The organism is Streptomyces narbonensis (genome assembly GCF_014649015.1).
Classification (GTDB): Bacteria; Actinomycetota; Actinomycetes; order Streptomycetales; family Streptomycetaceae; genus Streptomyces; species Streptomyces narbonensis.
Genome location: NZ_BMSF01000008.1, coordinates 123,365 through 138,097 on the forward strand (window position 1 = coordinate 123,365; position 14,733 = coordinate 138,097).

Here is a 14,733-nt window from a genome sequence, read left to right on the forward strand (position 1 = left end):
AAAAGATCACCCGACTGGGAGCGCATGTATCAATGGACGCAATCCTCCGCGCCGAGAGCGTGGATCTGTCTTACGGCTCACATCAAGCCGTAAGCAACGCGGAGTTCATGCTCAAGCGCGGTGAGGTTGCCGCCATCATGGGCAGCAGCGGGTCGGGAAAGTCATCGCTGCTGTACTGCCTTGCTGGAGTCCTGCCCCCGACCAACGGGACCGTGACCTTCGACGGGGTGGACCTCTCAAGCCTCCCCGACGGAGAGCTGAGCGCCCTGCGCCGGACCCGCCTTGGGTTCGTTTTCCAGTACGGGGAGCTACTACCCGAACTAACCGTCGAGGAGAACGCAGCGCTCCCTCTTCGGATCGCTGGAATCAGCAAGAAGCATGCCCATGCTATGGCTAGCCAGGTACTGGGACGGCTCGGCATGGGTGATCTATTGCGGCGCAGGACCTCGAAGCTGTCGGGCGGCCAGAGCCAGCGAGTTGCAGTGGCGCGGGCTCTTGTCCATCGGCCGGACGTGGTCTTCGCAGACGAACCAACTGGTGCTCTCGACAGCGCTAACGCCTCTGCCGTGCTGGAGGAGTTCTTGCAGCTGGCACGAAGGCAGAAGACGGCCGTGGTCATCGTCACGCACGATGTCGACGTGGCATCTCGAGCCGATACCCAGTACACAATGTCGGACGGGTTCATCGCCAAGCGGGTGGCGGTGTGAACACGCTCCTGCTCGGCATGCGTTTGCTTTGGGGCAGCGGACGTCGGGGACAGGTCCGTTTTCTCTTGATGGCAATCGGATCGGCGGTTGGCGTGGCGTGCCTTGCCTCTGTCCTCACAATCCCATCGATCCTCGCCGCTCATGACGCCCGCACGGCTGCCCGTGAACCGAGGCCAGGCACAAGTAACTTCCTTTACCGAGAATTTCGGGATCCGTACGGGTCACAACCCCTCCATCGCGTCTTCGTCGCACGGACAGGCCCTGGATCCTCTCCGGTACCCCCGGGAGTCGAGAGGCTACCCAGCGCGGGCGAAGCAATCGTCTCCCCGAAGCTCGCGGAGATTCTGTCTGCCAATCCGCAGACAGCCAGCCTTATCCCAGGCCGATTGACCGGAACGATCACACCGGAGGGATTGGCCGATACCGAGGATTTATACGCATACATCGGCACCGCGCCAGCCAATCTGACTGAAGCAGAGCAGCTAGGTAGCTTCGGCACTGGCCGGTCGTGGAGGCAGATCGTCGCCCCTTCGTCACTCAACGTACTGCGGTTCACCCTCGGGTGCATCGTGCTGCTTCCCCTCGTCATCTTTCTCTCCGTCTGCGCGCGGCTCTCCGGAGAGTCTCGAGCTCGTCGGCTCGCCGCCCTTCGGCTCGTCGGCCTCAGTGTCAAGGACACATTGCGGGTCAACGCAGGGGAGAGTGTCGTCGCTGCGTTCGTCGGGGCCGTGCTCGGGGTCGTGGGGTATCTCGGGGTCAACGAGGTCATGGCGCGGGTCGGGTTGCCGGGGCTGCATTGGTATCCGGCCGACGGGCGGCCTGAGGCGTCGACCATCGCCGTGTGTCTGCTCGGTTGTCCGGCGCTCGCGTGGGTCGTCGGGCAGTTCAGTGCGCGGCGGGCGGCGCTGTCGCCGATCAGTGTCCGGCGGACCGGGGAGCGCAAGCCGCCGAGGAAGTACGGGGCTCTGTTGCTGATCCCGGGGCTCGGGGTCATCGGCGGGTACTGCGTGCTCAGTGTGTTGGGCCGGGACCCGTCCGGAGGTTCGGCCAGTTCTGTGCTCGTACCCGGAGCCGTGTTGCTGACCGGTGCCGGGCTCGTGTTCGGGCTGGCTCCGATCACTGCGTGGCTCGCCCGTCGGCTGGCCGGTGTGGCGAAGTCACTGCCGGTGGCGTTGGCCATGCGGCGCAGTGAGGTCGATCCCGGGTCGTCGTTGCGGGTGGTCACCGGGCTCGTTCTGCTCGTGTTCGGGGCTTCGCTCACGCAGGGGGTGCTGGTCGAGCTGGATCAGGTCAGCCGGCGTACGGCTCCCCTTCAGGAGTACAGGATCGGCTTGAGTGAGCTGGGGTCGGCCCAGCGCCAGGCATTGGCGAAGGTGCCGGGTGTGCGAACGAGCTTGGTCTCGTACGACTCTTGGGCCACCCAGGCGGAGAACTACGTGCCGGGAGCCGACCTCGTCGTCGCCACCTGCTCGCAGCTCGCCGCGTCCACAGAGCGGGCCACCGGCTGTGTCGACGGCCGGGTCATGCAGGTGCGGGACAGCGGCGCCCCAGTCGAGTACGACCCGAAGCCCGGCGAGCGCTTCGCCTTCGAGGTGGAGAACGGCCCCAAGGTCATGATCACCGTGCCGCGCCAGCGGGTTCAGGTGAAGCCGTACGACATGTCCGTCTTCGACTCGGGCACCCTGCTCGTGCCCCCCTCCCTCGCTCCCCCGAAGCTGGCCGACTCGGCCGGCACCCTCACGCTCGTCAGTGACGCCGACCCCGCCACCATCAGGGCCGTCCTCGACGGTGTCGGGGCCATTGCTCCCACCGCGTCCGTCGAACCCGTCGGGATCGTGATCGATTCGCTCGCGCAGCTCACCGTGATTCGGAGTCTGCTCGCCGTCGGGATGGTGCTGGGGCTGGTCATCGGGGTCGCCGCGTTCGTCGTGTCCGTGGCCGATCGGGCCATGGAGCGGCGGGGGCAGGTGACCGCGCTCGCTTTGCTGGGGGCTCGGGCCGGGACCTTGCGGGTCGTGCAGGTCGTGCAGGTCGGGTTGCCGCTCGTCGTGGGACTGGGGGCCGCCATCGTCACCGGGTGGCTCGCCGAGTCCAGCTACCTGATCACCGGGGGCGGTGCGGTCCACTGGGACTGGGAAGGGCTGCCGTTGCTCCTCGCCTGTGCCCTCGGCGTGCTGATCGCCGCCGCCCTCGCCTCCGTACCCATGGTCCGGCGGCACATCGACCCCGAGCACATTCGGCGGGACTGACCCCGCGCAGTGCGATGAGTTTCTCTGTGGCGGGGAGTCTCTATGGGTGTTGTGGCCGTTGCCGTCCTTCCAGGAGAGATCTCATGTCCCAGAACGCCGCCCCCAAGGGTCCCGCCAGTTACTTCCCCTCCATCGAGAAGAAGTACGGGCGGCCGGTCTCCGAGTGGCAGGAGCTCATCCGTTCCTCGCCGCTCACGAAGCACATGGAGCTCGTCTCCTGGCTCAAGGCCGAGCACGGGCTTGGGCACGGGCATGCCAATGCTCTCGTCGCCCATACCCTGGCGGAGGGGAAGTAGAGCACGTCGGGGCACGTACGGCCTGATCAGGCCGCCAGGTCGTGGGGTGTTGTGCGGCGGTGGACCCGTGGTGCCAGGGTCATGGTCGCCGCTGCGGCCGCCGAGCCCGCCAGCAGGGCCGTCCACCACAGGGTGCCCGGGCCCAGCGTCGTATACGCGGCCACGCCCACGGTGAGGGCCGCGAAGCGGGCCACGCCCCAGGTCCAGCTGAAGGCGCCCTGGTAGCGGCCCCGGGCGTGTGCCGGGGCCAGGTTGGCGACGACGCCCGCCGCGATCCCGGCGACCACGACCTCGCCGAGCGACCAGACCACGACCGACACCGTGTAGCCGACGACGCCGTCCGCCAGGCCCGTGAGCGCCACGCCCACCGCGATCAGGACACTGCCCGCGCTCTGCACCGCGAGCTGCGGCAGCCCGGCCAGCCGGGCGGTCACGAAGGGCTGCAGAGCGACCACCAGGACCGCGTTGACCGCCGCCATCGCCCCGTACACCGCCGGGGAGAGGCCGCTGTCGCGCACCGCGAGCGGCAGTGCGACCTCGGTCAGCGAGTACACGAACAGCTGGATGCCGAAGAGCGGGAGGAGCAGCAGCGCCAGGCGGTCCCGGAGGATGACCCCGTAGCCGATTCCGTCCTTCGCCGGGGGCGTCGTGCGGGCCGGTTCCCTGAGGCGCGTCGCCACCACCCCCGCGTACAGCAGCATCGAGCCGGCGTCCACCGCGAACAGCAACCAGTAGCCGTGGGCCGCCAGATAGCCGCCCAGGACGCCCGCCACCGCGGTGCCGATGTTCACGCCCCAGCCGAAGAGGGCGTACGCGCGCTGGCGGCGTTCACTGTCCACCGCGTCGGCCAGCAGCGCGTAGGCCGCCGGTGACACCGTGCTGCCCGCCGTGCTGATCAGCAGCGACGCCGCCGCCATCGTCCACACCCCGGGCGCCAGGAACAGCGCCCCCTGCGCCGCCGCCGCGCCGATCAGGCCGATCAGCATCGTCGGCCGGCGGCCGATGCGGTCGGCGAGGACGCCGCCGACGGCGGGGCCGATGAGGTTGCCCGCGCCGAGGGCGCCGAGCACGTACGAGGTGTCGGCGCCGGTCACCCCGCGCGACGCGAGGAAGAAGACCAGGAACGGCGTGACGAGGTAGCCGAGGCGGTTGACGATCGTTCCGGCGAAGATCGTCCAGACGACGGGCGGGAGACCACGGAAGGAGGAGGGCATGGGGGGAGTCTGGGGGTGGCCGCCTTGAGCCCTCCAATGATTAAGCTCAGGCCGAATCCATTTGACGTGTCGCGCCTACCAGGACGGTAACTCCATGGAATCCGGGATCCGTTTTTCCGCCGCCGACCTCGCCCAGACCCGCTTCGCCGTCTCCCCCATGTGGGAGGTCGTCACCAGCTTCCGCCTCCTCTCCCGGCAGCCCGACACCAGCGGGGCCTCCCCCCACCGGCGCTGGGCCGCCCAGGTCCGCCCCCGGCTCGTCCGGGCCGGGCTCGACCGTGGCTGGCTCGCCGCCCTCGTCCCCGCCCACGGCTACCTCGCCGACTTCCTCAACCCCACCCCCACCGGCCCCTTCCCCACCCTCGAAGCAGAGCTCGACGCCATCCGCCGCACCCCTCCCGAGCAGGTGCGCGACGACCTCCGGCGCCTCGCGGTGGAAGGCGGCGACGGGCCCCGCCGCCGGCTGCTGCACGAAGCCCCCGAAGCCGCTCTCCGCAAGGTCGCCGACGAGATCGACACCTACTGGGAGCTCGCCCTCGCCCCCTACTGGGCCCGTGTCCAGAAGCTCCTGGAGGCCGACGTCTTCCACCGGGCCCGCCAGGTCGCGGAGCACGGTTCGGCCCGGGTCCTGAGCGAACTCCACGAGACCGTACGGTGGGACGACGGCACCCTGCGGCTCGTACGCCGCCACTGTGCGCTCACCCGCGACCAGGCCGGCTCCGGGCTCCTGCTCATCCCCTCCGCCTTCGCCTGGCCCAAGGTCCTCACCCGGTCCGTCCATCCCGATCCACCCCAACTCGCCTACCCCGCCCGGGGCATCGGCGCCCTGTGGGAACCCCGTACGACCTCCGCCGCGGAGGCCGTCGCCGCCGTCCTCGGGCGCTCCCGCACGCTGCTCCTCACCGAGCTCGACACCCCGGCCTCCACCACCCAGCTCGCCTCGCACTGCGGCCTGTCCGCCGCCGGCGTCTCCCAGCACCTCATCGCCCTGCGGAACGCCGGCCTCGTCACCGCCCACCGCAGCGGGCGCTCCGTCCTCTACGCCCGTACCTCCGTCGCCGATCAGCTCCTCGATCCGTAGACGGATGAGGGAGGATCGCGGGGTGGCCGATTCTTTGAGTTCCTCCTGGGGCGGGCAGTCGGACAAGCCCGTTGATTCCGACAAGCCCGACCAGCCCGTCGAGCCCGTCGAGCCCGTCGAGCCCGTCGAGCCCGTCGAGCCGGTCGAGCCGGTCGATGCCGACAAGCCCGTCGAGCCGGTCGAGCCGGTCGAGCCGGTCGCGCAGGATGAGTCAGTCGCGCCGGACGAGTCGGATGAGACGGATGAGGCTGTCGAGCGGGTCGTCCTGGCGCGGGACGGCGTGAAGCTGTCCTGTCGTGACTGGGGAGGCCCCGGGGTCGACGTCCTCCTCCTCCACGGGCTCGCCGGGCACTCCGGCGAGTGGGATGCGACCGCCCGCGCCCTGCGCGACGCCGGACACCGCGTCGTCACCCTCGACCAGCGCGGCCACGGAAACAGCGAGCGGCGGCCCGCGGACGTCTCGCGTGCCGCGTACGTCGCCGATGTCGTCGCCGTGGTGACGGAGCTCGGGCTTCGGCAGCCCGTGTTGATGGGCCAGTCCCTCGGCGGGCACACCGCTCTGCTCACCGCCGCCGCCCATCCCGGGCTGCCCCGCGCGCTCGTCCTCGTCGAGGCCGGGCCCGGCGGGGCGGAGCCGGGCCTCCAGGCGGGCATCGCGGCGTGGTTCGCCGACTGGCCGGTGCCGTTCCCGACGCGGGAGGCGGCCGTCGCGTACCTCGGCGGCGGCAAGCGGGCCGTCGGGGAGGGGTGGGCGAGCGGGCTCGAGGAGCGTGGCGACGGGCTGTGGCCGCGCTTCGACGCCGATGTCATGGTCCGGTCGCTCGACGACAACGCCGCCCGCGCCTTCTGGGACGAATGGGCGGCGATCACCTGCCCCGTCCTCTCCGTCCTCGGGCAGGGCGAGCAGGGCGGGATCATCGGCGCCGAGGAGTACGCGGAGATGGCCCGGCTCCTGCCCGGACTGCGCGGCGTCAGCGTGCCCGGCACCGGGCACGACACGCATCTGGAGCGGCCCGAGGTCCTGCACTCGCTGGTCATGGGGTTCCTGGAATGAACCACGGTGGCCGGCAAAGGAGGTGAGTGTTCGTCAGCTCGTTGGCCCTTGCCTTGGAGTGCACTCCAATTCCTACAGTGCGCACATGCGCTATCGAACACTCGGCGGGACCGGGATCGACGTCAGCACCTACTGCCTCGGCACCATGATGTTCGGGGCCGTCGGCAACCCGGACCACGAGGACTCCGTACGGATCATCCATGCCGCCCTCGACCAGGGCATCAACTTCGTGGACACCGCCGACATGTACTCGGCCGGCGAGTCCGAGGAGATCGTCGGCAAGGCCCTGCGCGACTCCCGGCGCCGCGAGTCGACGGTCCTCGCGACGAAGGTGTACTTCCCGATGGGCGGTGAAGGCCCCAACAAGGGCGGTCTGTCCCGACGTTGGATCACCCTCGCCGTCGAGAACAGCCTGCGGCGGCTCGGGACCGACTGGATCGACCTCTACCAGGTCCACCGGCCGGACCCCCGCACCGACATCGAGGAGACTCTCGGCGTCCTCGGCGACCTCGTCACGCAGGGGAAGATCCGGGCATTCGGCTGCTCCACCTTCCCGGCCGAGGAGATCGTCGAGGCGCACGCCGTCGCCGACCGGCGCGGGCTGCGCCGCTTCCGCTCCGAGCAGCCGCCGTACTCGCTGCTCGCGCGGGGCGTGGAGGCCTCCGTGCTGCCCGTGGCCCAGCGGTACGGGATGGGGGTGCTGACCTGGAGCCCGCTCGCGTCCGGCTTCCTCACCGGCCGGTACCGCAAGGACGCGCCGATCGACCTGACCAGCGGGCGGCCCGCGCTCCACCCGCACCGCTTCGACCCCTCGCTCCCCGTCAACGCCGCCAAGCTCGACGTCGTCGAGGAGCTCGTCGCGCTGGCCGAGGAGATCGGGTGCAGCCTGCCCGAGCTGGCGATCGCCTTCGTGACCGCGCATCCGGCCGTGACGTCCGTGATCATCGGACCGCGCACGATGGAGCAGCTGGAGGGGCTGCTGAAGGGCGCGCCGGTGGTCCTCACGGACGAGGTCCTCGACCGGATCGACGCGATCGTGCCGCCGGGGACGAACATCTACCCGCCGGACGGCGTCTGGCGCCCGCGCGCCCTGACCGAACCCGCCCTGCGGCGACGGCCGCTGGAGGAGCGGGCGGCGGGGTGAGGGGGCGTTGAGGTAAGGGTGCGGCGAGGTAAGGGGGCGTTGAGCAGAGCGGTCGCGGGGGGCGGGGGGAAGCCTGTCGTGCACCCCGCACCCCGCACCCCGCACCCGCGGCTCACGGCTCACCGCTCGCGGCTCACGGCTCACCACCCGCGGCTCACGGCTCACGGCTCGCTGTGGTGGATTTGCTTCGCTCCCGCCGGGCCTGAATCCATGCTGGCCGCATGAGTGAGACGCGTACGAGAACGATCGATGACGCAGAGCGCCGAGCCCGGCTGGCGGTCCGGCACCGGCTGGCCCGGGCCGCGCGGGCGTCGAGCGCCGAGGAAGTCGGGGAGTCCCTGGTGGCGCTGCACGGGACGGACCCGGCGAGCGTGTTCCTCGCGGTCGGCGCGCGGCTGGCGGGCGATGCCGGGCCGGTCGCGCCGGTCGAGCGCGCGCTCTACGAGGAGCGGTCCCTGGTCCGGATGCACGGCATGCGGCACACCGTCTTCGTCTTCCCGTCCTCCCTCGCACCCGCCGTCCAGTCCTCGACGAGCCGGCCCGCCGCCGCCCGCGAACGCACCATGCTGCTGCGGCATTTGGCGGCCGGCAGCGCCTTCGACGAGGCCTGGCTCGGGGAGACCGAGCGCCTGGTCCTCGCCGAGCTGGACGCGCGGGGAGAGGCGACCGGAGCCGAACTGGGTTCGGCCGTACCGAGGTTGAGAGAGACGTACGTGTACGGGCCGGGAACTCGCCAGGAGGGTGTCCAGTCCGTGGCGAGCCGGGTGCTGCGGGTCCTCGGCATGGAGGGGCGGATCGTCCGGGGGCGGCCGCAGGGGGCATGGACGTCGAGCCGGTTCCGCTGGGCGCTCGCCGAGGAGCACCCGCCGGTGCCGGCGGCGGAGGCGCGGGCCGAGCTGCTCGGGCGCTGGCTGGCGGCCTGCGGGCCGGCGACCGAGGCGGACCTGAAGTGGTGGACGGGGTGGAAGGTCACGGACGTGCGGGCGGCGCTCGCGGCGGTCGGGGCGGCGGCGGTGACCCTCGCCGACGGGACGGGCTTCGTCCTGCCGGACGACCTCGACCCCGTACCGGCGCCGGAGCCCTGGGCGGCGCTGCTGCCCGCGCTCGACCCGACGGCGATGGGCTGGCAGGCCCGGGACTGGTACCAGGACCCGGGGCACCGGCCCGCTCTGTACGACCGCAGCGGGAACATCGCGCCGACGGTGTGGTGGGACGGTCGGATCGTCGGGGTCTGGGCGCAGCGGCCGGACGGCGGGATCGTCCACCGGCTCCTGGCCGACGTGGGCGGGGAGGCGGAGCGGGCCATCGGGGCGGAGTCGGCGCGGCTGGCGGGGTGGGTGGGTGACGTACGGGTGACGCCCCGGTTCCGCACCCCGCTGGAACGGGAGCTGGCCGCGCCCTGACCGGCAGGGCGATGGCACCCGCTCACGAGTGCCCGAAAGGCCGCGCCGTCCGCCCGCGGGCCGGGCGGGGCGGGGCTTTCCGGAGCCCCCTGCGGGCCGACCCGGGCAGGACTTTCACGGGGTGTGTCGCTCGCCGAGGCCGGAGACTCCCAGGTCGTAGAGGCCGTCGAGGACGAGATCGACGCCGACCGCGGCGAGCAGCAGGCCCAGGAGACGGCCGAGGAGTTCGATGGTGGTGCGCTGTGCGCGGCGCAGGAGACGGGCGAGGAGCAGGACGCAGACGAGGTCGAGGGCGATGACGGACACGTACGCGCCGACGACCGTCGAGCGCCAGCTGAAGGAGTCGCGGGCGGCGGCTTCGACGAGGACGGCCGTCATGGCGAGCGGGCTGACGACGTACGGCATGAGCAGCTCCCGCACCCCGCTGACCAGGTCGGGCGAGTCCTGATGGGGGCCGTCGGAGCCGAAGTGGAGGCCCAGGACGAGCCCGACGGCGTAGAGGAAGAAGATGACGCCGCCCGCGAGCTGGAGGGCCGGCGTGCTGATGTGGAAGAGATCGAGGATCCAGGGGGCCGTGATGCCGATGACCAGGCCGACGAGGACGGCGGCGCCCGAGGAGATCATCGCGATGGTGCGGAGCTGGGCGACGGGGTGGGTCTGGGCGAGGCCCGCGAAGGCGAGGAGGACCTTCGGGGGGCCGACGACGGAGAAGAAGGTGATGAAGGCGGCGGAGAAGCTGAATACGTCCACTTCGGAATCATGGAGCGGTCGGGTGATTTATCCCGTTTTTCCGGCCGATGCCCGCGCGGTGTCGAGAACCGTCCAGCGGCTCCGACTCTCCTGCGAGAGGCAGTACCGGACCCGGACGTGAGGAGGACGTCATGAAGTACCTGGTGATGGTGCAGGGCTCCCAGGTCGACTACGAGGCGATGGTGGGCAACGGTTCCGCCGGGAGCCCCGCCTGGAACAAGGCGGACCTCAAGGCGATGTTCGAGCACATGAACGCGATCAACACCGAGCTGACCGCCAACGGCGAGATGCTCGACGGCCAGGGCCTCGCCGCCCCGTCCACGGCCCGCTTCGTGACGGTGGACGGGGACGGCAGGCCGGTCGTGACGGACGGCCCGTACGCGGAGACCAAGGAGGTCCTCGCCGGCTACTGGCTCCTCGACTGCGCCTCCCTGGAGCGCGTCACGGAGATCGCCGCCCAGGTCGCCCGCTGCCCGGTCCCGGCCGGCTCCCCGGACTACCCGGTGGTGATCCGCCCGGTCGACGAGGGGGGTCCGAGCCAGGACTGACCGGGGTCGTTCCCTCAACGCGCCCCGTCAGCGCGCCCTTAGCGCCCCCTCAGCGCGCAACCTCAGCGCGCACCCTCAGTGCACCCCGTGGGCGCCGCCCACCGGGTGGGGGGTGCCTCGGGGGATGAGGAAGGGGGCCGTCAGGGCTGCTGTGGCCGCTGTGGCCGTGCAGAGGGTGAAGGCCGTCGTGAAGCCCGTTCCCGTCGGGGCCGTGAGGCCCGATCCCGTCGTGGTGGTGAGGGCGAGGGTGGAGACCGCGGCCACGCCGATCGAGCCGCCCACCTCGTGGAAGGTGTTCACGATGCCCGAGGCGAGGCCGGCCTCGTGCGGGGTGACCAGGCCCAGGGCGGTCGTCGTCGCCGCGACGAAGACCGCGCCGAGGCCGAAGGACGCCGTCGCCAGGGCCGGCAGGAGGGTGGTCCAGGGGTTGGCGCCCGAGGTGAGGGCCGTCAGCGGCAGGCAGCCGAGGGCCGCCAGGGCCAGGCCGCCGGTGGCGCAGGTGCGCGGGCCCCTCGTCGTCACGAGGCGCGCGCCGAGGTGGGCGCCGATCGCGGTCGTGAGGGCGACCGGGAGGAAGAGCAGCCCGGTGCGGAGGGCCCCGAGGCCGTACACGTGCTGGAGCTGCATCGAGCCCAGGAAGAAGAACGAGATCAGGAGCGCGGTCGCGACCAGCATGAGGAGTGAGCCCGCGACGACCGGGCGCCGCGTCAGCATCCTGAGGTCCATCAGCGGGGCGTCGCTCGCCCGCTCGACCGCCACGAAGATCCCGTACAGCGCGACCGCGCCGAGCAGCGGCAGCAGGGTCGCGGCGGACGCCCAGCCCGAGTCGCCCGCCTGGACGAGGCCGTAGACGAGCGCGCCCGTGGCGATGGTCACGAGGAGCGCGCCGGGGGCGTCCAGCCGGCCGCCCGTACGCCCCGGCCGCCGGTGGTCGTTCGGCAGGACCTTCGGGAGCGCGGCCAGCAGGGCCAGGCCCACCGGGACGTTGACGTGGAAGACCCACGGCCAGCCCGGACCCTCGGTGAGGGCCCCGCCGAGCAGGACGCCGACGGCCGAGCCCGTGCCGCCGATCGCCGCCCAAGCCCCGAGGGCCTTGGCCCGCTCGGCGCCGTGGAAGGCGTTCGTGACGAGGGCGAGCGCCGCCGGGGAGAGGAGCGCCGCGCCGACGCCCTGGGCGACGCGGCCGCCGAGCAGTACGGGGGCGTTCGGGGCGAGCCCGCAGACGAGGGACGCCGCGGTGAAGAGCGCGAGCCCGGCCAGGAGGACACGGCGGGCGCCCAGGGCGTCGGCGAGCCGGCCGCCGAGGAGCATGAGCCCGCCGAAGCAGAGGGTGTACGCGGTGACGACCCAGGTCAGGGCCGTGCGGTCGAGGCCGAGGTCGGCGGAGAGGGCCGGCAGGGCGACGTTCACCACGGTGACGTCGAGGACCAGCATGAACTGGGCCGCGCAGATCAGCGCGAGCGCCGTCCAGCGGCGTGGATGCGTCGGGGCAGGGGTCGGTACGGCGGTGTCGGTGGGCATAACTGAACTGTACGGCACAGTACAGTTGAACTCAACGGTACAGTTGGCTTGGTACCGTTCGGGCATGAACGCGCAGCCCGCCGCCCCGAAGCCCGCACCCGGCGGAGCCCGCGCCGCCCGCAAGCGGCAGGCCGTCGTGCGCGCCGCCCGCGACCTCTTCCTCCGCGAGGGCTTCGGCGTGGGCATGGACGCCATCGCCGCCGAGGCGGGCGTCTCCAAGGTCACCGTCTACAACCACTTCGGCAGCAAGGAAGCGCTCTTCACCGCCGTCGTCGCCGGCGCCCTCGACGAACCGCTGCACCAGGGCCCCGAGGGCCCGGACCTCTCCCGTCTCGCGGACGCCGAGGACCTGCGCGCCGCCCTCACCGACGCCGGCCACGCCTGGGCCAGGGCCGTACGCGCCGACGACGAGGGCCGCGCCCTGCGCACCCTCGTCGCCACCGAACTCCACCGTTTCCCCGAGCTGGGCCGCGCCTGGCGCGCCCACGGCCCGGCCGGCCACCACCCCGCCGTCGCGGACGCGCTGCGCACCCTCGCCGACCGGGGCCGCCTGGAGATCCCCGACCTGGAGGTCGCGGTGCTCCAGCTCTACTCGCTGCTCGTCTTCCCGCAGATGGTCTTCGAGCAGTACGGGACGGAGCTCGACGAGGACCTGAGCGAGCGGCTCGTCACCGACGGGGTCGAGATGTTCCTCCGGCGTTACGCGGCCTGAGGGCCGTCACGCGGCCCGAGAGCCGTTGCGTGTTCGTTCGGGGCAGGTGTCATCCTTGGTCTTCGGCGTTTGCCCCGTGCGGGGAGTAAATTACCCCCTGGGGTATCTGTGGAGGAGTAGTCGTGGAACTCGATCTCGCGGGCGCGGAGCTCAAGGCGGTACTGAACCGGCTGCGCCGGGCCCAGGGCCAGATCGCCGGCGTGATCCGGATGATCGAGGAGGGCCGGGACTGCGAGGAGGTCGTGACCCAGCTCGCCGCCGCCTCCCGCGCCCTCGACCGGGCCGGGTTCGCGATCATCGCGACCGGGCTCCAGCAGTGCCTGACCGACATCGAGGACGGCCGGAAGGACGGCGAGGACCGCGACGCCATGCGGGCCCGGCTGGAGAAGCTCTTCCTGTCGCTGGCGTAACAGCCCCCGCGAACGCGGGAAGCCTCACACGCGGAGCACCCCCAGGGACATGCCCTGGGGGTGCTCCGCGTTTCCCGTGCTCCGCGTTTCCCGTGCTCCGCGTTTCCCGCGCTCCGCGTTTCCCGTGCGTGCTCCTCGCGTTTCCCGTGCGTGCTCCTCGTCAGTCGTCCGCGAGGCCCTTCAGGCGCTTCGCGATGCGCGTCAGGCGAGCCCCCTGGTAGCGGGCGGCCTGGAGCACGTTCTCCTCCGGGGCGCCGTTGGCACCCGGGTGCGAGGTGCCGTAGGGGTTGCCGCCGGCCGCGTAGACGGACGGGTCGGTGAAGCCGGGCGAGACGATGACCGAGCCCCAGTGGTGGAAGGTGTTGTAGAGCGCGAGCAGCGTCGACTCGTTGCCGCCGTGGACGTTGTGGGCACTGGTGAAGGCGGTCGCGGGCTTGTCCGCCATGACGCCGCGCTGCCACAGGCCACCCGAGGTGTCGACGTACTGCTTGAGCTGGGCGGCGACGTTCCCGAAGCGGGTCGGGGAACCCAGCGCGTACGCGTCGGCCCACTCCAGGTCGTCCAGCGTGGCGACCTCCACGTCACCGGTGGCGTCCACGTGGGCGCGCCAGGCCGGGTTCGCGTCGATGGCGGCGTCCGGGGCGAGCTCGGACACCCTGCGCAGCCGTACCTCCGCGCCGGCCTTCTCAGCGCCCTCGGCGACGGCCTGGGCGAGCTGGTGGACGGCCCCGGTGGCCGAGTAGTAGATGACGGCGACCTTGACGGACATGACGAACTCCCTCAACCGGATTACTTTCCGCTTCGATGCTCCGAGGTTAAGCGGATCACTATCCGGTTCGCAAGGGCGGCAGGTATGCTCGGATCGAGGCCTACCGAGGGGGGACACGGGCGACGGGCGCACGGGCGAACAGGACAGGAGCCGGCTGGATGAGCACGAGAGAACCGCGGACAGGGGACGCGGCCGCGACCCCGCCTCCCCCTGCGCCCGCCGCGAACGCGGCCGTACCCGTACCCGTACCGACGCTGGGCCTGCTCCCCACCGTCGGCGGCGGACCCGCCCCCGAGCGCGCGGACGCCGCCCGCAATCGGCGGAAGATCCTCGACGCGGCCGCCCGGATCGTCGCCGAGGACGGCCCCGAGGCCGTCACCATGAACCAGGTCGCCCACGCCAGCGGCATCGGCGTCGGCACCGTCTACCGCCGCTTCGGCGACGTCTCCCAGCTCCTGTGGGCCCTGCTCGACGACCGCGAGCGCCAGTTCCAGCAGGCCTACATGAGCGGCCCGCCGCCGCTCGGCCCCGGCGCCCCCGCCGCCGAACGGCTCGACGCCTTCCTCGACGCGCTCGTCGACCGGGTCCGCGCGCAGCGCGACCTCCTGCTCGCCGCCCACTCCGCAGCACCCAGGGCCCGCTACCACAGCGGCGCCTACCGGGTGATGCACACTCACATGGCGCTGCTCATCGGCGAGTTGAGGCCCGGCTCCGACGCCACGCTCCTCGCGCACCTGGCGCTCGCACCTTTCTCGCCCGACGTCATGCACCACCTGACGGTCGAGCAGTCGCTGTCGAGCGAGCGCCTGAAGGCAGGGGTACGGGAGCTGCTGACCCTGCGGGTCTGAGGCGGGGTCCCGACGCGTGGACGGTGC

Annotated in this window: 15 protein-coding genes; 11 read left to right on the forward strand and 4 right to left on the reverse strand. The window is 71.8% G+C overall.

What is annotated here, in order from left to right:
• Window positions 1–32 precede the first annotated feature (32 nt).
• The 3 genes from IE124_RS17085 (at window position 33) to IE124_RS17095 (ending at window position 3,252) form a co-directional block, all read left to right on the forward strand.
• Window positions 33–707, forward strand: coding sequence for an ABC transporter ATP-binding protein (locus IE124_RS17085; RefSeq protein ID WP_189508631.1), 675 nt, complete (start codon window positions 33–35; stop codon window positions 705–707).
• Window positions 708–724: 17 nt separating this feature from the next.
• Complete coding sequence (locus IE124_RS17090) at window positions 725–2,956, forward strand: FtsX-like permease family protein (protein ID WP_229832542.1); 2,232 nt, start codon at window positions 725–727, stop codon at window positions 2,954–2,956.
• 83 nt (window positions 2,957–3,039) lie between these two features.
• The gene (locus tag IE124_RS17095; protein WP_189508633.1) at window positions 3,040–3,252 is read left to right on the forward strand and encodes a DUF4287 domain-containing protein; all 213 of its coding nucleotides are present in this window, start codon (window positions 3,040–3,042) and stop codon (window positions 3,250–3,252) included.
• A gap of 26 nt (window positions 3,253–3,278) precedes the next feature.
• Here IE124_RS17095 and IE124_RS17100 read toward each other — a convergent pair whose 3' ends face one another.
• Window positions 3,279–4,466, reverse strand: a complete 1,188-nt coding sequence (locus IE124_RS17100; RefSeq protein ID WP_189508634.1) for an MFS transporter — start codon at window positions 4,464–4,466, stop codon at window positions 3,279–3,281.
• 94 nt (window positions 4,467–4,560) lie between these two features.
• Here IE124_RS17100 and IE124_RS17105 point away from each other — a divergent pair, with 94 nt between their 5' ends.
• The 4 genes from IE124_RS17105 to IE124_RS17120 all read left to right on the forward strand — a co-directional run bounded on the left by IE124_RS17105 (window position 4,561) and on the right by IE124_RS17120 (window position 9,148).
• Window positions 4,561–5,547, forward strand: coding sequence for an ArsR/SmtB family transcription factor (locus IE124_RS17105; RefSeq protein ID WP_189508635.1), 987 nt, complete (start codon window positions 4,561–4,563; stop codon window positions 5,545–5,547).
• A gap of 265 nt (window positions 5,548–5,812) precedes the next feature.
• Window positions 5,813–6,601 (forward strand): alpha/beta fold hydrolase, encoded by a 789-nt coding sequence (locus IE124_RS17110; protein WP_229832544.1) that lies wholly within the window; start codon window positions 5,813–5,815, stop codon window positions 6,599–6,601.
• An 85-nt stretch (window positions 6,602–6,686) separates the two neighbouring features.
• A complete protein-coding gene (locus tag IE124_RS17115; protein ID WP_189508637.1) occupies window positions 6,687–7,745 on the forward strand; it encodes an aldo/keto reductase in 1,059 nt (352 codons plus the stop codon).
• Between the two features lie 221 nt (window positions 7,746–7,966).
• On the forward strand, window positions 7,967–9,148 hold the full coding sequence (locus IE124_RS17120; protein ID WP_189508638.1) for a winged helix DNA-binding domain-containing protein: 1,182 nt from the start codon (window positions 7,967–7,969) through the stop codon (window positions 9,146–9,148).
• Between the two features lie 114 nt (window positions 9,149–9,262).
• On the opposite strand, the gene IE124_RS17125 is transcribed toward IE124_RS17120, so the two are convergent.
• The gene (locus IE124_RS17125; RefSeq protein WP_189508639.1) at window positions 9,263–9,898 is read right to left on the reverse strand and encodes a MarC family protein; all 636 of its coding nucleotides are present in this window, start codon (window positions 9,896–9,898) and stop codon (window positions 9,263–9,265) included.
• 131 nt (window positions 9,899–10,029) lie between these two features.
• On the opposite strand from IE124_RS17125, the gene IE124_RS17130 reads away from it, so the two are divergent.
• Complete coding sequence (locus IE124_RS17130) at window positions 10,030–10,446, forward strand: YciI family protein (RefSeq protein ID WP_189508640.1); 417 nt, start codon at window positions 10,030–10,032, stop codon at window positions 10,444–10,446.
• A gap of 75 nt (window positions 10,447–10,521) precedes the next feature.
• On the opposite strand, the gene IE124_RS17135 is transcribed toward IE124_RS17130, so the two are convergent.
• Complete coding sequence (locus IE124_RS17135) at window positions 10,522–11,967, reverse strand: DHA2 family efflux MFS transporter permease subunit (RefSeq protein ID WP_189508641.1); 1,446 nt, start codon at window positions 11,965–11,967, stop codon at window positions 10,522–10,524.
• 64 nt (window positions 11,968–12,031) lie between these two features.
• Between IE124_RS17135 and IE124_RS17140 the strand changes: the two genes are divergently transcribed.
• A complete protein-coding gene (locus tag IE124_RS17140) occupies window positions 12,032–12,679 on the forward strand; it encodes a TetR/AcrR family transcriptional regulator (RefSeq protein WP_189508642.1) in 648 nt (215 codons plus the stop codon).
• Window positions 12,680–12,801: 122 nt separating this feature from the next.
• A complete protein-coding gene (locus tag IE124_RS17145) occupies window positions 12,802–13,089 on the forward strand; it encodes a metal-sensitive transcriptional regulator (RefSeq protein ID WP_150268016.1) in 288 nt (95 codons plus the stop codon).
• Window positions 13,090–13,249: 160 nt separating this feature from the next.
• On the opposite strand, the gene wrbA is transcribed toward IE124_RS17145, so the two are convergent.
• On the reverse strand, window positions 13,250–13,858 hold the full coding sequence (gene wrbA, locus IE124_RS17150; RefSeq protein WP_189508643.1) for an NAD(P)H:quinone oxidoreductase: 609 nt from the start codon (window positions 13,856–13,858) through the stop codon (window positions 13,250–13,252).
• A gap of 158 nt (window positions 13,859–14,016) precedes the next feature.
• Between wrbA and IE124_RS17155 the strand changes: the two genes are divergently transcribed.
• The gene (locus IE124_RS17155; RefSeq protein WP_189508644.1) at window positions 14,017–14,706 is read left to right on the forward strand and encodes a TetR/AcrR family transcriptional regulator; all 690 of its coding nucleotides are present in this window, start codon (window positions 14,017–14,019) and stop codon (window positions 14,704–14,706) included.
• The last annotated feature ends 27 nt before the right edge of the window (window positions 14,707–14,733 follow it).